The organism is Corynebacterium sp. CNJ-954 (assembly GCF_001942345.1).
In the GTDB taxonomy this organism is placed as follows: domain Bacteria; phylum Actinomycetota; class Actinomycetes; order Mycobacteriales; family Mycobacteriaceae; genus Corynebacterium.
Genome location: NZ_MKKI01000005.1, coordinates 1 through 22,230, shown reverse-complemented (window position 1 = coordinate 22,230; position 22,230 = coordinate 1). Strand labels below are relative to the sequence as shown.

Below are 22,230 nucleotides of genomic sequence, written 5' to 3'. Positions count from 1 at the left end.
GCGACAGTGAATCCGGGCCAATCCGACCCCTTCGACCAGATCCCCCTCCCCGAGGAACCCGCGACGGGGCCGTGGGACGGTCAGGACGGCCTGTGGGAACCACCGCCCGACGAGGACGACCAGCCCCCGGAGGACGCGGCAGCCGTGCTCGCCGAGATGTCGGAGACGGCGTCTCATCTCGCCCCGTTGCCTTATGCGCCTCCGGTGAAGGCACAGGGGCAGACGGCGCCGTCGTCCGGTGGTGACGCGCCGGGACGGGTGATGAGCGCCCAGACCCGGGACCAGTTGCTCGAGGGACTGAACCCCGCACAGCGTGAGGCGGTCACCCATTCGGGCTCTCCACTGCTCATCGTCGCGGGAGCGGGTTCGGGGAAGACCAGTGTGTTGACCCGACGTATCGCATGGCTGCTGGCCGGGGGCGTGGCACCCTGGCAGGTCCTGGCGATCACCTTCACGAACAAGGCTGCCGCAGAGATGCGTGAACGCATCAGCGGTCTCGTGGGGCCGGCCGCTGAACGTATGTGGGTGGCGACGTTCCACTCGGTGTGCGTGCGCATCCTTCGCGCCAATGCGCAGCTTGTCGAGGGACTGAACTCGAACTTCACGATCTATGACTCGGACGACATGAAGCGTCTGGTCACCATGATCCTGCGGGACCGGAGCCTGGACGCCAAGGAGTTCGCGCCGCGAGCGGTGCTGAGTGTGATCTCGAACTGGAAGAATGAGCTCCAGGGGCCGGAGGAGGCTCTCCGTGAGGCCCAGGAGGACGGTAACCGTCACCGTGAGACCATCGCGCAGGTGTACCGCGACTACCAGGTCCGGCTCCGTCAGGCGAACGCCGTGGACTTCGACGACCTCATCGGGGAGGTCGTCGGTCTGCTGAGGAACAACCGCGGTATCGCCGACCATTACCGTCGTCGGTTCCGGCATATCCTCGTCGACGAGTACCAGGACACCAACCATGCCCAGTACGTGCTGGTGTCCACGCTGGTCGGTGGGGACGGTGGAGACGGCAGCGCCGGTGAGAGCGGCACCGCGCCCGGGGAACTCTGTGTCGTCGGTGACGCGGACCAGTCCATCTACGCATTCCGTGGGGCGACGGTGCGCAATATCGAGGAGTTCGAGCGCGACTACCCCCATGCGCGCACCATCCTGTTGGAGCAGAACTACCGTTCCACCCAGAACATCCTCTCCGCGGCCAATGCGGTGATCGCCCGGAACCAGGGCCGACGGGACAAGAACCTGTGGACCGACTCCGGTGACGGGCCACTGATCGGTGGATATGTCGCCGACAATGAGCACGACGAGGCCAGGTTCATCGCACAGACGGTGGACGAACTCGTCGACCGGGGGGACGCCTCCTACGGTGACATCGCGGTGATGTACCGGACGAACAATTCGTCCCGTGTGGTCGAGGACGTTCTGGTGCGCTCCGGACTGCCGTACCGCGTTGTCGGCGGGACGCGCTTCTACGAGCGTAAGGAGATCCGGGACATCGTCGCCTACCTCAAGGTCCTCGACAACCCCGATGACACGATGGGGCTGCGACGTATCATCAACACTCCGCGCCGGGGCATCGGCGACCGGGCGTTGTCGCAGGTGCGGGTGCACGCAGAGAACGTCGGCGTGAGTTTCGCGGACGGTCTGGCCGCGGCTGGGCGCGGTGAGGTGCCGGGGCTCAGTGCCCGGGGACGTAACGCCATCGCGGGATTCCTTGAGATGATGGACGCGCTGCGGGCGGAGACCGAGTCCGCGGTCATGCGTACGTCGGACGGGGAGTCACTGGGGATCCCGGACGTCGGTGCGATTGTGCGCGCCGTCCTCGACGCGACGTCTTATGCCTCGGAACTCGAGTCATCGAATGATCCGCAGGACGGGACCCGGCTCGACAACCTCAATGAGCTGGTCTCCGTGGGCCACGAGTTCTCCCAGGAGGCGGCGAACCTCGCCGCGTACGAAGCGATGCCTTCGTCGTCTTCGTCGTCTATGTCGTCTACGTCGTCTACATCGCTGGACGCCGAGGGTAGCGGAGGCGCCTCCGGGGCGGCAGAGGACGCTGCAGAGGACGCTGTTCTGGCGGAGGGGGAACCGGAGCCGGGGAGCCTGCAGGCGTTCCTTGAACGGGTCAGCCTTGTCGCCGACGCCGACCAGATCCCCGCCGAGGAACAGGACATGGTGACGTTGATGACCCTCCACACCGCCAAGGGTCTGGAGTTCCCGGTGGTCTTCCTGACCGGGTGGGAGGACGGCCAGTTCCCGCACATGCGGGCGCTCGGCGATCCGACGGAACTGTCCGAGGAACGTCGACTGGCGTATGTCGGTATCACCCGGGCCAGGAAGCGGCTCTACCTCACCCGGGCGATGACCCGGTCCAGCTGGGGTACGCCGCAGAACAATCCGCCGTCCCGGTTCCTCGGTGAGATTCCCGGTGATCTCGTGGACTGGATCCGGGAGGAACCGGCTCCGGCATGGTCGGACAGCTGGGGGTCGTCGGGCGGGTACGCCGACGGCACCAGTTTCGGTGGCGGGTGGTCCTCGGCGGGGACGTCCCGGCGCAGTTCCCCGAAGAAGTCGTCTTCCGGACCGTCACGGTCCTCGGGCGCGCTGCGGTCGTCGGGTAAGCAGCTCGAACTTGAGGTCGGCGACCGGGTCAACCACGACAAGTACGGGCTCGGCACCGTCAAGAGCGTCGACGGTCAGGGCGTTCGTGCGACCGTGATGATCGACTTCGGCAGCAACGGTACCGTCCGGCTCATGCTCATCGGCGGTGTGCCGATGGAGAAGCTGTAGGTGGACCGAAGATACCGAAGATACCGAAGATACAGAAAACCCGCTGTCCGACCGTGGGGACGGTCCGACAGCGGGTGTTCACCCGGTGTTGATGACGGGGGAGGAGAGTTAGAGCTCGACGCCGCGCTCGCGGAGCCACGGCACCGGGTCCACGGCGTTGCCCTCGGTGGGGTAGACCTCGAAGTGGACGTGCGGGCCGGTGGAGAAACCCTCGCTGCCGATGCCAGCGATCTTCTGGCCGGCCTGGACCTCCTGGCCGACGGAGACGTCGATGGTGGACATGTGTCCGTAGACGGTGATGGTGCCGTCGTCGTGCTTGATGCGGACCCAGTTGCCGAACCCGGAGGCGGGGCCCGCGTCGATCACGGTGCCGGCCATGGCGGCGACGATCGGGGTGCCGAGGGCGTTGGCGATGTCGATGCCCTTGTGCATGGTGCCCCAGCGCATGGCGAAGGGGGAGGTGTAGCTGCCCTCGGCGGGCTTGACGACCTCCGGTGCGCGGGAGAGCATATCGGCGGCTGCGCGCTCGGCGTCGAACTCCAGGGCGCTCGACAGCTGGCCGGAGAGGTTCTCGATCTGGGTGGTCTGCGGCAGTGCCAGGATCTGTGCTGCGGCGGTCTCGACGTCCGCGCCGGCGGCACTGCCCTCGGCGCCCTGGGCGAGGAGTTCGGTGTTGGCGGCCAGGGAGATGTCCCCGGCGTCCTGACCGTCCTGCTCGGAGGACTGGTGCACGGTGGCGGCGCCTGCTCCGGTGGCTCCTGCCGCGGCAACGCCGGTGGCGGCGATTGCGACGAACGCCATGCGACGCTTGGCAGCGGTGTCCAGTTTGCGGTGGGACCCGCCTCGCCGTGCAACAGTCATTCTCAGTGAACCTCTCCGTAGTCTTGCCGTCGTGCCGTCATCTGATCGGTCTCAAATCGTGACCGGATCGTTATCAACGAGTCGCAACTCTATCGGCATGCCCCGTCTCGGGCAAGCCACTTCGCGAAAAAGATCACGAATCTATATCGGTGAGATCGGGCGGCGAGGGGGGTGTTGCCGGGCAGTCTTTCATAACGAGCAGGTCACGGGCGGTGTGTGACGGGTGTGGCGGGGGTAGGTGTGATGTAACGCTCCTGAGTGGGCGTGCCTCCCGGGTCAGTGAGGCCGCGTTGTGCACAATGGGACAGGTGAGTAACGAATCCCAGCGACCGACTTCGAGACGACAACGGCCCCGCCGCGGACCGCCGGGGTCCGGATGCTCGGCGCCGCGACTCGAATCGTGGTGCGACAGCGTCGGCCACAGGCACCGAGCGGTTCGTGGCAGGGGAGAACGGGCGGGTCCCGTCCCGCGCCACTGACGCCTCCGCGCGCCCGGCGACCGGTAGGCAGGGCACTGCGGGTGTCGATGCGGCAGACGGTGCGGCCGCGCCGGCGGGTGAGTCCCGCGGGGTCCGTGGGAAGCTGTCGTCCTGGTGGGCACTGTGGGGGCCGCATATCCGTCGGTTCGCGCCGACGGTCCTGGTCAGCCACGCGGTCACCTTGGCTGTCGCCATCGCCCTCGCCGTCCTCATCGGGATCGGGGAGACCTTCACCGCAGTCCCGGCGATGGTGGGGTCCTTCTGGATGGTCGCCAATCTGGCGCCGGTCGGGTTCACCGGGGCGCAACTCGGTATTGTCCCTCTGCTACCTGCGGCACTGATCGTGCTGGTTCATTCGCGGAGGGTCCGCCGAACCTGCGGCACACAGATCACGGTCCGTAACATCAGGGTCTTCGGTGTCCTGGCTGTCGTGGTCCCGATGGTGCTCACCGTCCTCGCGTGGTTGGTGCTCTGGGACGCGTCCCATGTCTTCGCCGTCACTCCTCCGAACCTGGCGGTCGCCCTGTTGTCGACTGCTCTCCTGAACGGCTTCGTGTTCGTGTTGGGACTGGGCCCGAAGATTTGGCGGGCGCTGCTGCTTCGTCGGGGCCTGCCGACCTGGCCGGTGGAGGCGGCGCGACTGGCAGGTTCTTTCGTCAGGTGGATGCTTACCGCGGGACTGGTGGCGGCCCTGGTCCAACTGCTCCTCAATATGTCGGTTCTGGTGGACGCCTACTCGATTGCGCCCGATGCCTGGGGCAAGATCGGTCTGAGTGTCCTGTCCGTTCTCTATCTCCCGAATCTGGCAGTCGGCGCATCCGGCGTTCTGATGGGAAGCGAGATGCACGTCGGCGATGCGTCGGCATCGCTCTTTGCCGTGACGAACGCGAATCTGCCGCCGTTGCCCGTGTTGGCGGCGGTGCCTCATTCCGGTCTGCCGCTCGGCGAACTGCTCCTTGTCGTTCCGGCGTTGATCGCACTGGTGATCGTCTACCGGTTCTTCGCCGCACGCACATTCGTGGAGTCGCCGGTGTTCACGGCTCTCGGCGCAGGTGTGGCATCGGGCGTTCTGGGCCTCCTGCTGAGTCTCGCGGCCGGGGGGACGCTGGGCGTCTACGGTTCGGCCGGGCCGCTGCTGTGGCTGACCCCCTTGGTATTCGCCTGCTGGATCGTGATGCCTGCTCTTGTCGTGTTTGCGTGGGTGTCGAGACGGGGAGCCCGGGTCACGGAGACCGCCGGTGGAGATGCGGCGGACCCCGGAGACGGCTCCGATGACGACGAGTGGGAGGAGTTCGCGGACCCGGAGGTCCAGGACGCGGACGCTGCGGACGCTAAGGATATCGGGGACACCGGGAGCGCCGCTGAGGCGGAGGAGCCCGATGCACAGGACGACACGGACGCGAAGGACGACACGGACGACACGGACGAGAAGGACGAGACGGATGCGGCGGCTGGCGCAGACGCCGACGCCGGGATCGGCTCGACTGGGCCGGACGATGCCGAAGGCGCCGGGGACTCCGGAGAAGATGTGGACGACGCCGTCCCCGGTGAAGCTGAAGATGCTGACGAGGCTGGGGAGACTGAGGTGGTCGCCGGTGACGGGGGACAGGCTGCTCGGACCGAGCCTGAGGACACCGACGTCGAGGACGAGGACACGACACAGTAAGCTGACTCACCGTGAGTGAGCCCGTAACCCCCGCGCCGTCCGGCGAACGAGCCGGAGCAGTTGCCGTGCGCCCCTCAACATCCACGAGTCACACTTCCTCACGTCCGGGTGACGTTCTCCGGGTCGTCGTTCTCGCGTCAGGCAGTGGCACACTGCTCCAGGCGATGCTGGATGACCTGGGTCCGTCGGTGGAGATCGTTGCGGTGGGGGCGGACCGTCCGTGCCTGGCACTGGAGCGGGCGGAGCAGGCCTCCGTCCCGGTCTTCCGGGTGGACTACAACCCGGACCGTGTCGCCGACTACGACCGTGAGGGGTGGAATGCGAGCCTGGCGGAGGAGATCGCCGCATACGCGCCGGATGTCATCGTCAGTGCGGGTTTCATGCGCATTCTCGGGGCCGGCGTCGTCGAGAGGTTCCGCGGCAGGATCCTCAACACTCACCCGGCCCTGTTGCCGTCATTCCCCGGCGCGCATGCTGTGGAGGAGGCACTGGCCTACGGTGTCACACTCACCGGCTCGACCGTCCACATCGTTGACGACGGGGTGGACACCGGGCCGATCATCGCCCAGCGTGCCGTTCCGGTGAGTCGGGAGGACACCGGGGATACGCTCCATGAGCGGATCAAGACCGTCGAGCGTGCGTTGATCGTCGACGTGCTCCACCAGACCGCGGAGAGCGGTTACACCATCGAAGGACGAAAGGCCTGGATCAATGACTGAAACCACCCGCCCTATCCGCCGCGCTCTGATCAGCGTCTACGACAAGACCGGTCTGGAGGACCTTGCCACCGGCCTGCACCGTGCCGGTGTCGAGATCGTCTCCACGGGGTCCACGGCGGCGAAGATCGCCGATGCCGGGGTCCCTGTGGTTCGTGTCGAGGAGCTCACCGGGTTCCCCGAGTGTCTCGAGGGGCGGGTGAAGACGTTGCACCCGCGGGTCCATGCCGGAATTCTGGCGGACACGAGGAAGGACGATCACCTCGCCCAGCTGAAGGATCTCGGGGTTGAGCCGTTCGACCTGGTGGTGGTGAACCTCTACCCGTTCACGGACACCGTCGCGTCCGGCGCAGACTTCGACGCCTGTGTGGAGCAGATCGACATCGGGGGGCCGTCAATGGTGCGTGCGGCCGCCAAGAACCACCCGTCCGTCGCCGTGGTCGTGGACCCTGCCGCGTACGGGGACGTCCTCACCGCGGTGGACGCCGGCGGTTTCAGCCGCGCGGCGCGGACCCGCCTGGCCACCGAGGCTTTCCGCCACACCGCGTCCTATGACGTGGCGGTGGCGTCGTGGATGACCGGACAGATCGAGGCGGAGGACGAGGAATCCCGCTTCCCCGAGTGGATCGGTCAGGTCAACGAGCGGGTCCACTCCCTGCGCTACGGCGAGAACCCGCATCAGGCAGCCGCGGTGTACACCGCCCCGGGGCAGGAGGGCGGCCTGGCCAATGCCGAGCAGTTCCACGGCAAGGCCATGAGCTACAACAACTACACTGACGCGGACGCCGCCTGGCGTTCCGCCTGGGACCATGAGCGTCCCTGTGTGGCGATCATCAAGCACGCCAACCCGTGTGGCATTGCCGTCGCGGATGACGTGGCGACCGCACACCGGTCCGCCCACGCATGTGACCCGGTGTCCGCGTACGGCGGGGTCATCGCGGTGAACCGGCCGGTCTCTGTCGAGATGGCGGAGCAGGTGGCGGGAATCTTCACCGAGGTCATCGTGGCCCCCGGCTACGAGGACGGTGCCGTGGAGGTGCTCAGCCAGAAGAAGAACATCCGTATCCTGCAGACCACCCCGCCGGTGAGGGAGGGGGCCGTGGAGCACCGTGAGATCTCCGGTGGTGTGCTGGTCCAGGAGCGGGATCTGGTCGACGCACCCGGTGACGACCCGGCGAACTGGACGCTGGCGGCCGGGGACGCCGCCGATGCCGAGATCCTCGCCGAGTTGGAGTTCGCCTGGCGTGCGGTGCGTGCCGTGAAGTCGAACGCCATTCTGCTCGCCAAGGACGGGGCGACCGTGGGTGTCGGTATGGGTCAGGTCAACCGTGTGGACTCGGCGAAGATCGCCGTGGAGCGGGCCAACACCCTGGCCGGCGACGACAGGCGGTCCGACGGTGCAGTGGCCGCGTCCGACGCATTCTTCCCTTTCGCCGACGGTTTCGAGACGCTGGCTGCGGCGGGCGTGCGCGCCGTGGTCCAGCCCGGAGGTTCCGTGCGTGACCAGGAGGTCATTGATGCGGCGGTGGGGGCCGGCGTGACGATGTACCTCACCGGGGAGCGGCACTTCGCGCACTGAGTGTACTGAGTGTGTTGACGACACCTCCCGCGGGGGTTGGGGTGACGGAGACAGAACGGAGCAGGTGGGCGGGGGCTGCGCTGGTGGCATTGCGCAGCCACCGCCGGTCGTGGGTCACGGTCACGACGGCTCCGGGGTAGTCGAGGAGGGCTTTCTCCAGTTGCTCGACGAGTTCCGGTGCGAGGTGGTTCGTCGGTTCGTCGAGGAGGATCATGTCGCTGTCCACCGTAACGGCGACAGCCAACTCGTGTCGTCTCCGCTGACCGACCGACAGTCGGTCGACCGGGGTACGGAGATCCCGTTCGGTGAACAGTCCGAGTGTGAGGAGCGTGTCCGCGGCGTCGTCGGCTGTCATTCCGACAGCCTCGGCGAAGGTGTCCCGTAGCGGCCGACCACCACTGACCGAGATGTCCTGGCGGACATGGGCGACGCGGATCCCCGCGTGGAGTGTCACGTGACCGATGTCCCCGGCGAGCGCCCGGAGCAGTGTGGTCTTCCCCGCCCCGTTGGGCCCGGTGACCAGCCACCGTTCACCGCTCCTGATCTCCAGTCCGCCGGTGGAGGGGGTCACTGAGAGTGGTGGGTCACCTGCATCTGTGATGTCTCCCGGCGGGAGGGAGGCCAGTGGCCCGGACATCTCGTAGGACGGGAAGTGCGGTGTGAAGACCAGCGGTTCGGGCGGCGGCGGTACAGGATCGGACCTGAGTCGTTCCACCTTGTCTTTCGCCTGTCGGATGCGGCTGGTGGCACCGTGGTCGCTACTGCGGGCGCGGAATGCACCGTGCCCGAAAGCGGCACATTCCTGTTTCCGGGGGATGGCACGGAGGCGTATCGAGGTGGTGTCGACGATCGCCTGGTTCCGGGCGAGGTCTGCTTTCCATTCTTCGTGGTCCCGGCGTTGCCGTTGTCGTTCAGCTTCCCGGGCCCGCAGGTATCCCTGGTAACCGAGGCCGTAGCGGCGGAGGGAGCCGCCGTCGACGCAGACGATGTCTTTGGCGACGGTGTCGAGCAGTTCGCGGTCATGGCTCACGACGACGAGACGTCCGCGGTGGTCGGCCAGCCGGCGCGACAGCCAGTAGAGGGCGGTGTGGTCGAGGTCGTTCGTCGGTTCGTCGAGGAGCAGCAGTTCCGGACGGGACGAGAGGGCCACGGCGAGGGCGAGCCGGGCGCGCTGGCCGCCGGAGAGTGTGGCGACGGGCCGGTCGCGGTCCACCCCGCCCAGCCCGAGTTCGTCGAGGGCCGTGGTGACGCGAAGGTCGAGCTCGTACCCGTTGCGGGCCTCGAACTGGTCGGTGACCTCCCCGAGCCGTCCGAGGAGGCGTGGGACGTCGGCGGATGACGCCGTGGTGAGGCTGTCGTAGATCCGGGCGATCTCCCGTTCGAGTGCACGTACGTCATCGGCGAGGTGGTCGATCGCATCGGTGACGGTCGCGCCCGCCGGAAAGACGGGATTCTGTTCGGCGAGGGCGACGCCTCCGGGGATGTCCACCTGTCGGTCACCGTCGTCGACGGGAACCATTCCGGCGAGGACGCCGAGGAGCGTGGACTTCCCGGCGCCGTTGTCACCGATCACGGCGAGGCGGTCGCCGGGGTGGACGGACAGGTCAACGCCGTCCAGGACGGTGTGGTCGGCGTAGCGGACGGTCACCCCGCGGAGCAGGCACGTGCTGTGGGCACGGGTGAGAGGGGACAGGGGTCTGGACATGGGGGACTCAACTTCTTCTTCAGGAAGGACGGTGGGCCTCACCCCCGTCGGCCGGTCGACGGCGCAGGCGTGCTCAGGACCCGCCACGGAGATCACTCGACGCGGCGTCCAGAACTAAAGAACCAGAGTTCCCATGTCGACCACTATAACGGTGAACGTGATGAACCACCAGAGGCGGCGGCGAGAGACGGCTAGTATGCAGGCATGAACGGGAAGCGACATCCGCCGACGCCTGAGCCTTTCGAGAAGCAGGTGGAATCCTACCGCGGTGAACTCGTCGCCTACTGCTACCGCTTCTTCGGCTGCCATGCCGAAGCCGAGGACGCGGTCCAGGACGCGCTGGTCAAGGCGTGGCAGGCACGAGACAGGTTCGAGGGGCGTGCGTCGTTGCGGCGGTGGTTGTACGCGATCGCCACGAATGTCTGCATCGACATGAGCAGAGCGGGGCAGCGACGTAGTCTTCCGGTCGATGTGTCCGGGCCAGGAGCTGTCCCCGCGGACCCGGACATGCTCACCACGGCCGGTGCTCCGGTCTGGATCGGTCCCATCCTTCGTCACGTCTGGTGGACGATCCGGCTGACGTGACGGTACGGAGGGAGACGGTTCAGTTGGCGTTCATTACGGCGCTGCAGTACCTGCCGCCGCGGCAGCGGGCGATCCTGATCCTCCGTGACGTGCTGGCGTGGCGTGCTGCGGAATGTGCGGAGCTGCTTGATGTGTCGGTACCGGCGGTGAATTCGGCGCTAGCCCGCGCCCGCACCACGCTTCGCGGACGGTTACCCGACTCCACCGCGGAAGTCGACGTGGAACTGCTCGACCGGTACGTGGCGGCGTTCGAGGCCTTCGACGTTGATTCACTCGTTGCGCTCCTCGCCGAGGACGCCACGTTCAGCATGCCGCCTTTCACGCTCTGGTTGTGTGGCAGGTCAGACATCGAGGAGTGGTGGAACGGGCCCGGCCAGGTCTGTCGGAACTCACGGACCATTGTGACCTCGGCGAACGGTACTCCGGCGGTGGCGGTCTACCACGCTGTCGGCGCCGGAGTATGGAAACCGTTCGCCCTCCATGTCCTGGCGATGAAAGGAGGGCGTATCACGGGTCTTACACACTTCATGGGCGCGGAGGTGTTCGTTGAGTTCGGGTTGCCGGACACTGTGCCGGACACCGATGAGTTTTGACGCGTGGTTCCGTCTTATACGTGACAGGTTCCCCACCCCGGGGAACCTCCGGTTGAAAGGACACGGCCATGAGCCGCACGACGATCGCCCACCTGTTCCACTCCCTCGACGGTGTCGTCGAGGACCCACACCTGTGGCAGTTCGACGCCTTCGGGGAGGAGGACGGCCTCGCGATGGACACCCACATTGCCCCGGTGACTGACGCGGTTATCGGACGGGGGCTGTGGAAGGAATGGTCGGAGTACTGGCCCGCAGCGGAACACGCAGAGGACACCGACGGCTTCGCCAGCTGGATCAACCCGGTGCGCAAGCATGTCATCTCCTCCACACTGCCGGAGGAGTATCCCGACGGTCTCCCGTGGAACAGCACCCTGATCTCCGGTGATCGCGTCGACTACGTGCGGCGGTTGAGGGAGACCGGGAGTGGGGATATCGCTGTGCTCGGCGGTATCAGCACCGTCCGGTCACTGTTTCTCGCCGGAGTGATCGACCAGCTGACACTGACAACGCACCCGGTCATCGCGGGGACCGGACGTCATCTCTTCGATGACACGGTTCCCACGACGCGCCTGCGTCTTCTGAATGCGTCGCATACGTCCACCGGGAACGCCGTCCTGACGTACGGACTCCGGACCTAGGAGATCGTTGAGATCGCTGGGACCGCTGTAGTCTCGGTTGCATGCCCCTGGAGCACTCCCCGGCGCGCGGTGTGCAGGCCGCTCTGCTCGCCGCTGCCGCCGTGGGCACCGTCCACGGGATCTTCAGTGTCTACTGGGGTTTCGGGGGAACGTGGCTGCTCGACACACTCGGCGATGACCTTGTGGACCTGTGGCGGAGCCATGCGGTTCTGCTGGTGCCGGTGGGGGTGGTGAAAATCATCGCAGCACTTCTCCCTCTTGTTCTGCTGAAGGGGGATGCGGGACCTTGCCCTGGTGGCAGCGGGTCCTGAGGTACGTCAGCTGGGCAGGTGCCGTGCTGCTGATCTTCTGGGGCGGCGTGAATACTGTGACCGGGAACCTCGTGCTGGGTGGTCTCGTGGTCCCCGACGGTGGATTCGACCGTGCCGGCATGATCGGGCACGCCTGGCTGTGGGACCCACTATTTCTGTTGTGGGGTGTCGCGTTGGGAGTCGGCCTGTGGTTGAGCCGGAGGGGCACCGTCACAGGACGGTGAGCGCCCGCCGCGCCGCCTGGACCCCGCACATGAAGTGCACGCCGCCCCCGGGTGCGGCGGAGGACGAACACAGGTAGACCCCCGGTACACCCGTGTCATACGGATGGAGTCCGGGACGGGCCACCAGCTGCCGTAGGTCGTTGGCGCCCCCGGAGATGTCCCCGCCGGTGTAGTTGGGGTTGTGCTGCTCCATCACCGACGGGGGAGAGGCGCACCAGTCGACGACGGTGTCGCGGAATCCGGGTGCGGCGCGTTCGATCTGAGAGGTGACCAACTCGAAGGCCTCCCGGGCCGAGCCGTCCCATCCGGCGGGCACATGCGCATAAGCCCACAGCGGGTTGAGACGGCGTCCGTTGACGGTGCGGCTGCGCGACGGGTCAGCGAGATACTGCTGGGCGACCAGGGTGAACGGCCTGTCCGGCAGGTTGCCGTCCCAGCATTCCCGCTCGGCGGCAGCGATGTCCTCCGCGGTACCGCCGAGATGGACGGTGCCGGCGCGCCGGGCATCCGGCGACGACCACGGCACGTCACCGTCGAGCACATAGTCGACTTTGGCGACCGCGGGGCCCCTGCGGAAACGGGACCAGGAACGCGCGACGCGGGCGGGCAGCCGGTCACCGAGGATACCGGCGGCGACCTCGACGGAGGTGTCGAGGAGCACCAGGTCCGCGTCCCGGACCTGGGCCAGGTCGGTGACCCGGGTTCCGGTGACGACGGAACCGCCGCCACGTCTGATCCCGGTGACCAGCGCATCGGCAATCCGCTGCGATCCGCCGACGGCGACGGGCCACCCGTGCCGGTGCCCCGCGACGGCCAGCAGCGTCCCGGCGGCCGACGAGGCGGGGAGGTGCAAGGGGGTGAAGGCGTGGGCTGCGATGCCGGCGAATAATGCCCGTGCTTCAGCGGACCGCCACCGCCTCCACGACCAGGACGCCGGCAGGACTGCTCCGGCACCGAAGCCTGCGAGCACCAACGGGTGTCGGGGCAGATGCACCAGTGGGCCGAGGATCTCGTCCGCGACCGCGTCGGCGCGGGAGGACAGGGTTCCGAAAGACAACCGCCAGACCAGGCCGTCCTGCCCGGGGAGCCCGGCACCGGTTTCCGAGGCCGAGGTGTGCAGGGTGGCTGAACGGCTCGAGGAGAGGACATGCACCATGTCCACCGGAGCGGTGGCGAACCGCAGTCCTCCCCGCTCCAGCTCCGGGCCGATGGACGGGTCGCGGAGCAGTGGGCTGACCTGGGCGAGGGGGTGGACGGCGGAGCACACGTCGTGGAGGAGCCCGGTCCGCAGCAGATCACTGCTGCGGACGCCGCCACCGACGGTGTCCGCCGCCTCGACGACGGTGACGTCCACGCCGGCGCGGGCGAGGACGAATGCGGCCGCCAGCCCGTTGGGGCCGGAGCCGACCACAACTGCGGTACCACCGGATCCGGACATGCCACCGACCCTAACCACAACTCTCCGACGCGTGGTGGACAGCCCTGGAAAGTGAGGGAACGACACCTTGACGGTCGAACTGGACCATAATGGGTGGGAAAGCTACGTCCTCCGTGAAAGGTGCAGAAAACAACCATGTCTAGCCAGTCCCTGACCCCGTCCCCCGACGACATCGTGATTGTCGGTGCCGCCCGTACCGCGCAGGGCCGCATGCTCGGTGCCCTCGCCTCGAAGTCCGCCGTCGAACTCGGTGCGGCGGCGCTGACCGGTGCCCTGGAGAAGGCAGGCGTCTCGGCGGAGACCGTCGACTACGTCTACATGGGCCAGGTGGTGCAGGCTGCGGCAGGGCAGAACCCGGCGAAACAGACGGCCGTCACCGCCGGCCTGCCGATGTCGACACCGGCGGTGACCGTGAACAAGGTCTGCCTGTCGGGCCTGGACGCGGTGATCAACGGCGCCCGGATGATCCGGGCGGGTGACGCGCAGGTCGTCGTCGCCGGCGGACAGGAGTCGATGACCAATGCTCCCCACCTCGCCGCCGGGGTGCGCGCCGGGGCGAAGTTCGGGTCGCTTGCTCTGCAGGACTCACTGGAGCGCGACGGTCTGACCGATCCGGTGCACGGTACGGCGATGGGTGTGGAGACCGAGGAGGGGAACTCCTCCCGGGGGATCACCCGCGAACAGCAGGACGAGGTTGCCGCGCTGTCGAACCAGCGCGCGGAGGCTGCGATCAACGACGGCACCTTCGCGGAGGAGATTGTCCCGGTGGAGGTGACGAAACGTCGGGAGAAGGTCGTCGTCGACACCGACGAGGGAGTGCGTCCGGGAACGACCCAGGAGGGTCTGTCGGCCCTGCGTCCGGCGTTCGCGAAGGACGGCACGATCACCGCCGCCTCGGCGTCGCAGATCTCCGACGGTGCCTCCGCCGTGGTGCTGACCACCCGTGCATACGCCCAGGAGAACGGTCTCACCGTGCTCGCTGCACTCGGGGCTTCCGGTGAGACGGCGGGGCCGGACACCTACCTGCACTCCCAGCCCGCCCAGGCTGTGACCGCGGCGCTGGGCAAGCAGGGGTGGGCGACCACCGACCTGGATTTCCTGGAGGTCAACGAGGCGTTCGCTGCTGTTGTCGTGCAGTCGATCAAGGACCTCGACTACCCGCTGGAGAAGACCAACATCCACGGCGGCGGCATCTCGCTGGGCCACCCCATCGGTGCGTCGGGCGCACGCCTGGTGGTCACTGCCGCGCATGAGCTGAACCGTCGTGGTGGGGGACGTGCCGCCGTGTCACTGTGCGGCGGTGGCGGCCAGGGGGACGCACTGCTGCTCTGGCGCTAGCGGCAGCCGTTGCTGTGACGCTGTCATCCCAGCAGCAGGGTGATGACGGCGATGGAGGGGATCGACAGCATCGTGCTGATCACCGCGGTGTCGCGGGCGAGGACGGTGTTCACCCCGAAGCGTTGGGAATAGGTGAAGACGTTCTGTGCCGTCGGCAACGCCGCCACGACCACGAAGGCGAGTAGAGCGGGGCCGGTGGCGTCGAAGATCAGTCGTGCCGCGAGGTAGGCGATCAGGGGGTGGCCGACGGTTTTCATCAGGGAGGCCATCCATACGCTGCGGCGGGGGCTGGTGTCCCGGTCAAGGACGGTGACCTCCGCCATGGAGAGGCCGAAGGCGACCAGGGCGGCGGGGACAGTCCCGGCGGCGAGCAGGGAGACAGGCTCGGCGAGCATCTCCGGTAGTTCCCACCCGGCGTTGGTGTGCAGCAACGACAACACGATGCCGACGGTGGCGGCGATGATGAGGGGGTTGCGTACGATGCCGAGGACGAGCTCGCGGACCAGCGGCCCGAGGGAACCGGTGCCGGGACCACCGGCTCTGGCGTTCCGGGTCGTGACATCGAGCAGCAGCACCGTGGCGGGGCCGTAGAGCGCCACCTGGAAGATGATCACGGGCAGTGAAGCCGCGGGGTCGTCGAGGACGTGGGTGGCGATGGGGATGCCGAGGTTCGATCCGTTGCAGTAGGAGCAGGCGAGCATCGTGACAAGGCTGTCGGACACCGGGCGGCGCGCGAGGAAGCGGTATCCGAGAAAGCCGAGGAGCCCGGCGGTGAGGGTGCTGATCACGACGACCGCGAGGTTGTCGCCGAAGACGGTGGCGAGGTCGGCGTCGCGGAGGAAGTTGATGAGCAGTGCCGGGGTCGCGAGGTAGAACACGAACATGTTCAGTGAGTAGACGGCGTTCGGGCCGAGCAGCCCCCGACGGCCCACCAGGTAGCCCAGCGCGATGATGATGACGACCACCATGAACCCGCTGAGAACGTTAAGCATGTGCACTATTACATCAGGCCGGTCACCGTCCCGCCGACGCGGGGAGGTGATCGGCTGATGCCTTGGCTGGAGCAGTGGTGATCAGCGGGCGTTGACCACGTGTGCCTTCGCCCATTTGTCGCAGATGTGCTGGTTCTGCGGGTCGCGCGCGATGAGGACGCCGAGCGCGGCGTAGATGCCGATCGCCACGAATCCGCCGATCAACGGGATGTACCCGGCGACGGCGATTGCGAGGTACCAGCTGTTTCGGATCAGGGACTGCTGGGCCGTGAGCTTCTGCCCGTCATCACCGACCACGGTGATGCCGAGCGCCATCTTGCCGATGGTGCGGCCGAACTTGCTCTCCATGAGGACGCGGTAGATGAACCAGAGGACCAGGGACAGAAGCGCGCCGAGGTAGAACTTCCCCATCGCCAGCTCAGGCATGGGGCCGGTCTGGCCGGCGTTGTCCCAGGCGACGTAAGCGTCCGCGTAGTCCATCATGTCTCCGGCGGCGATGACGGCGATGAGAATTCCCGCCACGATACCGAAGAGGACGAAGTCGATGACAAAGGCACCCAACCGTTTTCCGGCACCCGGACTGGGGTTGACCATGAAGCCCTGGGAGGGGTCGTTGGAGCCCGGGTAACCAGGGGGACCCGGTTGGCCGTAGCCGAAGCTCTGGTCAAGTGGCTGATCGCCGGTACCGGAGGAGCTGTAGTCCCCGTAGGAGGGCAGGTCGTCGTTCGGGCGGTTATCGTACGGGTTCGTCATCGTGCCTTTCTCAGGGTAGGTGTCCAGGCCAGATTATCACCGGGGAGACTTCGGGGTGCGTGGTGGAAGCGACGGTACGACTGAACCCCGCCGCCGGGGACCGGTGACGGGGTTCAGAAGGTCTTAGTTAAACGCGCGCTGCTGCAACGTGGAGTGTGCGCAGAATCAGCGGCTGTGGAACGGCAGGAGAGCCATCTCACGTGCGTTCTTGATCGCGGTGGCGACCTCACGCTGCTGACGCGGGGTCAGACCGGTGACGCGACGGCCGCGGATCTTGCCACGGTCGGAGATGAACTTACGCAGCAGTGCGTAGTCCTTGTAGTCGACGGTCTCGATGCCCTCGGCCTTGAGCGGGTTCTTCTTCGGGCGGCGGGACTGCTCGAGCCGCGCCTTCTTGTGGTTGGTGCGCTTCATGCGTGTGCTCCCTTTTACCAGCTGGACTTGCGAACGCCGGGCAGCTCACCGCGGTGAGCCATCTCGCGGACGCGGACACGGGACAGGCCGAACTTGCGGAGGTAACCGCGGGGACGGCCGTCGGCGGCATCGCGGTTACGGATACGCACGGGGGCGGCGTCACGCGGCTGACGGTTCAGCTCGAACTGAGCCTCTGCACGCTGGTCGTCGGTGGAGTTCGGGTTCTTGATGATCGCCTTGAGCTCGGCACGGCGCTCAGCGAAGCGGGCGACGATTTCCTTGCGCTGCTCGTTCTTCGCGATCTTGGACTTCTTGGCCATAGATTAACGCTCCTCGCGGAACTCGACGTGCTTCCGGACGATCGGATCGAACTTCTTCAGGGTGATCCGGTCCGGGTTGTTCCGCTTGTTCTTGCGGGTCACGTAGGTGTAACCGGTGCCCGCGGTGGACTTCAGCTTGATGATGGGGCGGATATCGTTACGTGCCACTAGATCTTCTCCCCACGTGCGCGGATCTTGGCGACGACGGACTCGATGCCGTCTCGGTCGATGGTCTTCAGGCCCTTGGTGGAGACGTTCAAGGTGATCGAACGACCCTCAGAGGGCAGGTAGAACGAACGACGCTGGATGTTCGGGTTCCAGCGACGGTTCGTGCGGCGGTGCGAGTGCGAGACGGTTTTGCCGAAACTCGGCTTCCGACCCGTGACCTGGCAATAAGCCGACATGGGTATCTTTCTCCTTCCGCCCGCGTGTCCGGTCCCTCGTGCCGCGCAGGCAGTGGGAGACACCACTGCAAAAACCCACATCTAGACGGGATGTGGGGCCGGGGCACTGTCTGAGGCCGATCGCGCGTGCGATGACGTTTACTAAGACAACAGCGTTGCACGACACTACCCCATGGCAGCTGCTACTCCTAATTGACTGACCGGGGGCGCAGAAGATGCTCGATCCCGCCGAGGATTTCCCCGCAGCGCGAAGAAGGGATAGACTGGCCGATCGTGTTGCGACCTGTCCTCCGCGTCAACAGCGGATGGCCCGGTGGTACCCGCACTCCAAACCCGACCCAGGCACGACTCGCCGTCCCGGTCGCCGATCACGGCGGACAGGATGAGGGGGACCGACCTGGCGCACAACCCTGAGGGATTGAGAATGAAGAACGATATTCACCCCGACTACCACCCGGTGGTCTTCAAGGACGCCAGCACTGGCCACCAGTTCCTGACGCGTTCCACCGCTACCTCCGACCGCTCCGTGGAGTGGGAGGACGGCAATGAGTACCCGCTGATCGTCGTTGACGTCACCAGCGAGTCACACCCCTTCTGGACGGGTGCCCAGCGTGTCATGGACACCGCCGGCCGCGTCGAGAAGTTCCAGCGTCGTTACGGCAACCGTGTTCGCCGTACCAAGAAGAACGAGGAGGGCTAAGAACAATGGCAGTTCCGAAGCGCCGTCTTTCCCGCGCCAACACCCACCACCGTCGTTCCAACTGGAAGTCCGACAACGTCGCACTCCAGAGCGTCAAGGTTGACGGCCGTGAGGTCCAGATGCCCCGTCGTCTGGTGAAGGCCGCGAAGCTGGGCCTGGTCGATCTCGACTAGTCCACACCGGATGAGAAGGCCCCCGTCGATGACGTCGACGGGGGCCTTTTTCGCGTGAAACGTTGCGTTTTTGTTTCCGGTGTGTTCACGTCTGGTGGCGATTCCCTGTCAGTTGACTGTGGGATCGGTTTTCGGGTGTCGCTATCGCGCAGTGCTGATGCAGAATAGCGGGATGAAGATTCTTGTTGTCGACGACGATCAGACGGTAAGGGACTCTCTCCGACGCTCTCTCACGTTCAACGGTTACGATGTGGCCGCTTCGGGGGATGGCGATGAAGCCCTCCGTCAGATTCGTCAGGAGTCACCGGACCTGGTGATCCTTGATGTCGAGCTTCCCGGGGTCGACGGTCTCACAGTGTGCCGTGACCTCCGGAGCGCCGGAAATGATGTCCTTATCCTCATGCTGTCGGACAGTTCCGATGTCGCCGACCGCGTCGCCGGGCTCGACGCGGGTGCGGACGACTTCATGTCGAAGCCCTATGCCCTCGAAGAGGTCCTCGCCCGCGTCCGTGCGCTGCACCGCCGGTCCGTCCGGACGGCGGTGGCGAAGAGTGTGGAGGCCAAGCCTCTCGCATTCGAGGATCTCTCCCTGAACCCCGAGACCCGCGAGGTCAGCAGGGGAGACCGCAAGATCAGCCTGACCCGCACCGAGTTCGCTCTGCTCCAGTTGCTGATGAAGAACCAGCGCAAGGTGCTCAGCAGGACGAAGATCCTCGAGGAGGTGTGGGGATATGACTTCCCCACGTCCGGCAACGCCCTGGAGGTCTACATCGGCTACCTCCGACGGAAGACGGAGGAGGGGGGCGAGTCCCGGGTCATTCACACGGTCCGTGGGGTGGGCTACGTTCTCCGGGACGACGCGCCTTAGACTCACTCCCTGGAAGGAAGCTGAGTGCCGACTCCATGGTTGCCGAGTGTGACGCTCCTCCGTTCCGATGACACTGTCAGGTTATGCGGACGAGCTGCCAACCCTCGCCGACCACAATGGGGTGTGTCGAACACAGTTACGTGAGTTGAGCTAGCCGGCGACTACGCCGGTGAAGGAGAGTCAGATGTCCGGGGAAGATCGGATCGGCAATGACGACGGCGTCCGCGGCCCACGGGATCCCCGGGGTGAGCAGTCACCCCAGGGACCCGGAGCGTGGGGGCGGGATGGACAGGGTTCCTCGTCACCCGGGCAGTCTCCGTCGTCCGGGTTCTCTGACCCGGGCGCGCAGCAGCGCCACTGGGAGGCACTGTCCAGTCAGTACCCCAGCAACGACGGAACGGCACCGTCTCCGGGCGTAGGTCCGGAGCTGCCGCCGAATTCCGCCGGCACGGCTACGAAGCCGTCACGTCGGTTCTCCACCCCGGCAGTCGCCGCGCTCGTCCTCGCCGTCGGCGTTGCGGCTTCAGCCGTGACCGCGGTGATCGTCCAGGACGACGATGACTCACCGGCGGCCACCACTTCGTTGAACCAGGCGAACACCGACAACCGTGAAAACACCTCCGTCGCTGAGCCGGACCCGGGCACAGTGGAGGCCGTGGCGCAGAATGTCCTGCCCAGCGTGGTGTCCATCCAGGTCACCACCCGCCAGGGTGGGGCAGAGGGGTCCGGTTCGGTCATCAGTGAGGACGGTCTGATCCTGACCAACAACCACGTCGTCGCCGGTGCCGGTGAGGGCGGAGCACAGATGAGCGTGACGACCAACGACGGACGTCAGCTGGACGCCGATGTCGTCGCAACCGATCCGCAGACCGACCTCGCCGTCGTCAAGGCCACCGGGGCCGACGATCTGCAACCCATCGCCATCGGCGATTCCGACGGTCTCCAGGTCGGCGAAACCGTCGTCGCCGTCGGTTCCCCCCTGGGCCTGTCGTCCACGGTGACGACAGGTATCGTGTCGGCGATGAACCGTCCCGTGCAGGCCGGTGGCGAAGACGGAGGCGAAGCGTCGTTGATCGACGCGATCCAGACCGATGCCGCGATCAACCCCGGTAACTCCGGTGGTGCCCTGGTCAACCTCCAGGGTGAGCTCGTCGGTATCCCGTCGGTGATCGCCACCCTCGGTGGTGAGATGGGCGGTGAGTCCGGTTCCATCGGCCTCGGTTTCGCCATCCCGTCGAACCAGGCGGAGAACACCGCGCAGCAGCTCATCGACAACGGTCGGGCGACACATCCGGTCATCGGCGCGACCGTGAACACCGGTGCCGAGTCGACGGCCAACGGGGCTGAGATCGTCAGTGTCGCCGGTGGTGGGCCGGCGGCGGACGCGGGCCTGCGCGACGGGGACGTCGTGACCAAGGTCGGTGACCGCATCGTCGACAGTGGAGTCAGTCTGATCGCTGCGATCCGCTCCCACAACGTCGGTGACGAGGTGACGTTGACCGTCACCGACGGTAACGGGGGCAATGAGCGGGAGATCGGTGTGACGCTGTCCGAGTCCGACGCGGACTGAGGGGCCGGGGCAGCAGACCCGTTCCACCCCTGACCTATACAGCAAGCAGTCCGCCGGTTACCGTTGACGTGACCCCGCACACCGTCGGGCGCCGAAGTTCCCGAGGAGTTCACCACCATGTCTCAAGACCCGTACGTCGACACCGACCAGATCACCGGCGACATCGAGGACCCGTCCGGCGTGATTACCGTGCCGGGCATCGGTGATTTCGCCCGTGTCGAGAAGGAGTCCATCGAGCGACTGGACGCCGAGATCACGGAGCCCGGTGACGAGGTGTTCCGGTCGCTGGACATCCAGGAGAACGAGCGCGAGGGCGGCAATCCCCGGCACTCCCTGCTGCACGCACTCGTCGTGATCGTCACCGACCACCCGGATGACGGAGACCAGTCCGGTGAGCTCGTGGCGGAACTCCTCGCGGAGGAGGACTACATGGTCGACGCGGTGCTGACTGTCGAGTCCGGGAAGTCCGCGATTCGTCAGGCGCTCGAGACGGCCGTCGTCGGGGGTGCTGACCTGGTGATTACCGTGGGCGGGACCGGCGTGAGCCCGCGGGACAAGGCACCGGAAGCCACCAAGGCCGTGCTGGACAAACGTATCCAGGGACTGTCCGAGGCGTTGCGCTCGTCCGCACTGGCGTGCAATGCCGTGGATGGCGGGCTGTCGCGGGGTGTCGCCGGAGTCTCCGGCTCGACGGTCGTCGTCAACCTGGCGTCCTCACGTGCGGCGATCAGGGACGGCATGGCGACGCTGTGTCCGCTGGTCCGCCACGTCATTGCGGACATCAGCAGGGCATGAGGTCCCGCCGTAAGACGGGGGTGGTGGGGAACGCCCATACTCCGGACCGGGACCTGGATGTCAACCGGTTCGGCCCGACCACGGCGAAGGCCGACTCCGCCGGTGCCGAGGGGGCACAGGGGGACGGAGGATTCGGGGAGGATTTCTGGGAGGGCGAGCGGCCTCCCCACTGGTGAGCGGGGGCCGGTATCAGCGGGCGGAGTGCCGTCCGCCGGTGTTCTCAGCGGAGTCGTCGATCTCTCCGGCAATGCCGTTGGAGGCTGAGGTGATGCCGTTCTGGTTCGCGAGCAGGTCGCGGATCTCGACGAGAAGGTCGAC

General features: G+C 66.6%; 25 protein-coding genes. 16 read left to right on the top strand and 9 right to left on the bottom strand.

Annotated elements, in window-relative coordinates; translation table 11 throughout:
* The first annotated feature begins 6 nt into the window (after positions 1-6).
* Positions 7-2,790, top strand: a complete 2,784-nt coding sequence (locus tag BJF89_RS03180) for a UvrD-helicase domain-containing protein (protein WP_075812174.1) — start codon at positions 7-9, stop codon at positions 2,788-2,790.
* Positions 2,791-2,898: 108 nt separating this feature from the next.
* On the opposite strand, the gene BJF89_RS03175 is transcribed toward BJF89_RS03180, so the two are convergent.
* Entirely contained in the window at positions 2,899-3,651 is a 753-nt protein-coding gene (locus BJF89_RS03175) for a M23 family metallopeptidase (RefSeq protein WP_075812172.1), read from the bottom strand.
* Between the two features lie 438 nt (positions 3,652-4,089).
* Here BJF89_RS03175 and BJF89_RS03170 point away from each other — a divergent pair, with 438 nt between their 5' ends.
* The 3 genes from BJF89_RS03170 (at position 4,090) to purH (ending at position 8,091) form a co-directional block, all read left to right on the top strand.
* Positions 4,090-5,796 (top strand): DUF6350 family protein, encoded by a 1,707-nt coding sequence (locus BJF89_RS03170; RefSeq protein ID WP_075812170.1) that lies wholly within the window; start codon positions 4,090-4,092, stop codon positions 5,794-5,796.
* A 65-nt stretch (positions 5,797-5,861) separates the two neighbouring features.
* Entirely contained in the window at positions 5,862-6,515 is a 654-nt protein-coding gene (gene purN / locus BJF89_RS03165) for a phosphoribosylglycinamide formyltransferase (protein WP_075812168.1), read from the top strand.
* Positions 6,508-8,091 (top strand): bifunctional phosphoribosylaminoimidazolecarboxamide formyltransferase/IMP cyclohydrolase, encoded by a 1,584-nt coding sequence (purH, locus tag BJF89_RS03160; protein WP_075812166.1) that lies wholly within the window; start codon positions 6,508-6,510, stop codon positions 8,089-8,091. The genes purN and purH overlap by 8 nt, the downstream gene beginning before the upstream one ends.
* On the opposite strand, the gene BJF89_RS03155 is transcribed toward purH, so the two are convergent.
* A complete protein-coding gene (locus BJF89_RS03155) occupies positions 8,063-9,796 on the bottom strand; it encodes an ABC-F family ATP-binding cassette domain-containing protein (protein ID WP_075812254.1) in 1,734 nt (577 codons plus the stop codon). The genes purH and BJF89_RS03155 overlap by 29 nt on opposite strands.
* 204 nt (positions 9,797-10,000) lie before the next feature.
* Between BJF89_RS03155 and BJF89_RS19085 the strand changes: the two genes are divergently transcribed.
* From BJF89_RS19085 to BJF89_RS19070, 5 genes are all read left to right on the top strand, one after another.
* Positions 10,001-10,381, top strand: coding sequence for a sigma-70 family RNA polymerase sigma factor (locus BJF89_RS19085; RefSeq protein WP_222843796.1), 381 nt, complete (start codon positions 10,001-10,003; stop codon positions 10,379-10,381).
* Positions 10,360-10,974, top strand: a complete 615-nt coding sequence (locus BJF89_RS19080; RefSeq protein ID WP_222843795.1) for an RNA polymerase subunit sigma-70 — start codon at positions 10,360-10,362, stop codon at positions 10,972-10,974. The genes BJF89_RS19085 and BJF89_RS19080 overlap by 22 nt, the downstream gene beginning before the upstream one ends.
* A gap of 68 nt (positions 10,975-11,042) precedes the next feature.
* Positions 11,043-11,612 carry a dihydrofolate reductase family protein gene (locus BJF89_RS03145; protein WP_075812164.1) on the top strand — a complete coding sequence of 190 codons (570 nt, stop codon included), beginning with the start codon at positions 11,043-11,045 and terminating at the stop codon, positions 11,610-11,612.
* A gap of 41 nt (positions 11,613-11,653) precedes the next feature.
* Positions 11,654-11,923: a DUF3995 domain-containing protein gene (locus BJF89_RS19075; protein WP_222843794.1), complete on the top strand. Its 270-nt coding sequence runs from the start codon at positions 11,654-11,656 to the stop codon at positions 11,921-11,923.
* Entirely contained in the window at positions 11,899-12,147 is a 249-nt protein-coding gene (locus BJF89_RS19070) for a hypothetical protein (RefSeq protein ID WP_222843793.1), read from the top strand. The genes BJF89_RS19075 and BJF89_RS19070 overlap by 25 nt, the downstream gene beginning before the upstream one ends.
* Here the strand turns inward: BJF89_RS19070 and BJF89_RS03135 are convergent.
* On the bottom strand, positions 12,134-13,585 hold the full coding sequence (locus BJF89_RS03135; RefSeq protein WP_075812162.1) for an NAD(P)/FAD-dependent oxidoreductase: 1,452 nt from the start codon (positions 13,583-13,585) through the stop codon (positions 12,134-12,136). The genes BJF89_RS19070 and BJF89_RS03135 overlap by 14 nt on opposite strands.
* A 135-nt stretch (positions 13,586-13,720) precedes the next feature.
* Here BJF89_RS03135 and BJF89_RS03130 point away from each other — a divergent pair, with 135 nt between their 5' ends.
* The gene (locus BJF89_RS03130; protein WP_075812160.1) at positions 13,721-14,923 is read left to right on the top strand and encodes an acetyl-CoA C-acetyltransferase; all 1,203 of its coding nucleotides are present in this window, start codon (positions 13,721-13,723) and stop codon (positions 14,921-14,923) included.
* Positions 14,924-14,946: 23 nt separating this feature from the next.
* On the opposite strand, the gene BJF89_RS03125 is transcribed toward BJF89_RS03130, so the two are convergent.
* The 6 genes from BJF89_RS03125 to rpmB form a co-directional block, all read right to left on the bottom strand.
* Positions 14,947-15,915, bottom strand: a complete 969-nt coding sequence (locus tag BJF89_RS03125; protein ID WP_075812158.1) for an AEC family transporter — start codon at positions 15,913-15,915, stop codon at positions 14,947-14,949.
* An 81-nt stretch (positions 15,916-15,996) separates the two neighbouring features.
* Complete coding sequence (locus BJF89_RS03120; protein WP_075812156.1) at positions 15,997-16,668, bottom strand: RDD family protein; 672 nt, start codon at positions 16,666-16,668, stop codon at positions 15,997-15,999.
* Between the two features lie 165 nt (positions 16,669-16,833).
* Positions 16,834-17,082 (bottom strand): 30S ribosomal protein S18, encoded by a 249-nt coding sequence (gene rpsR, locus BJF89_RS03115; protein WP_038546820.1) that lies wholly within the window; start codon positions 17,080-17,082, stop codon positions 16,834-16,836.
* Positions 17,083-17,096: 14 nt separating this feature from the next.
* Positions 17,097-17,402, bottom strand: a complete 306-nt coding sequence (rpsN, locus tag BJF89_RS03110) for a 30S ribosomal protein S14 (RefSeq protein WP_038546823.1) — start codon at positions 17,400-17,402, stop codon at positions 17,097-17,099.
* 3 nt (positions 17,403-17,405) lie between these two features.
* Positions 17,406-17,570 (bottom strand): 50S ribosomal protein L33, encoded by a 165-nt coding sequence (rpmG, locus tag BJF89_RS03105; protein WP_010187624.1) that lies wholly within the window; start codon positions 17,568-17,570, stop codon positions 17,406-17,408.
* Positions 17,570-17,806, bottom strand: coding sequence for a 50S ribosomal protein L28 (gene rpmB, locus BJF89_RS03100; RefSeq protein WP_038546829.1), 237 nt, complete (start codon positions 17,804-17,806; stop codon positions 17,570-17,572). The genes rpmG and rpmB overlap by 1 nt, the downstream gene beginning before the upstream one ends.
* 424 nt (positions 17,807-18,230) lie before the next feature.
* Between rpmB and BJF89_RS03095 the strand changes: the two genes are divergently transcribed.
* The 6 genes from BJF89_RS03095 (at position 18,231) to BJF89_RS03070 (ending at position 22,088) form a co-directional block, all read left to right on the top strand.
* Positions 18,231-18,506: a type B 50S ribosomal protein L31 gene (locus BJF89_RS03095; RefSeq protein ID WP_038546832.1), complete on the top strand. Its 276-nt coding sequence runs from the start codon at positions 18,231-18,233 to the stop codon at positions 18,504-18,506.
* Between the two features lie 5 nt (positions 18,507-18,511).
* Positions 18,512-18,679 (top strand): 50S ribosomal protein L32, encoded by a 168-nt coding sequence (rpmF, locus tag BJF89_RS03090; RefSeq protein ID WP_075812154.1) that lies wholly within the window; start codon positions 18,512-18,514, stop codon positions 18,677-18,679.
* A gap of 172 nt (positions 18,680-18,851) precedes the next feature.
* Complete coding sequence (locus BJF89_RS03085) at positions 18,852-19,547, top strand: response regulator transcription factor (protein WP_075812252.1); 696 nt, start codon at positions 18,852-18,854, stop codon at positions 19,545-19,547.
* Between the two features lie 184 nt (positions 19,548-19,731).
* Complete coding sequence (locus BJF89_RS03080; protein ID WP_075812152.1) at positions 19,732-21,117, top strand: S1C family serine protease; 1,386 nt, start codon at positions 19,732-19,734, stop codon at positions 21,115-21,117.
* A gap of 117 nt (positions 21,118-21,234) precedes the next feature.
* Complete coding sequence (locus tag BJF89_RS03075) at positions 21,235-21,912, top strand: molybdenum cofactor biosynthesis protein B (protein ID WP_083650462.1); 678 nt, start codon at positions 21,235-21,237, stop codon at positions 21,910-21,912.
* Entirely contained in the window at positions 21,909-22,088 is a 180-nt protein-coding gene (locus BJF89_RS03070) for a hypothetical protein (RefSeq protein ID WP_075812150.1), read from the top strand. Before BJF89_RS03075 ends, BJF89_RS03070 begins: the two co-directional genes overlap by 4 nt.
* Positions 22,089-22,230: the final 142 nt, after the last annotated feature.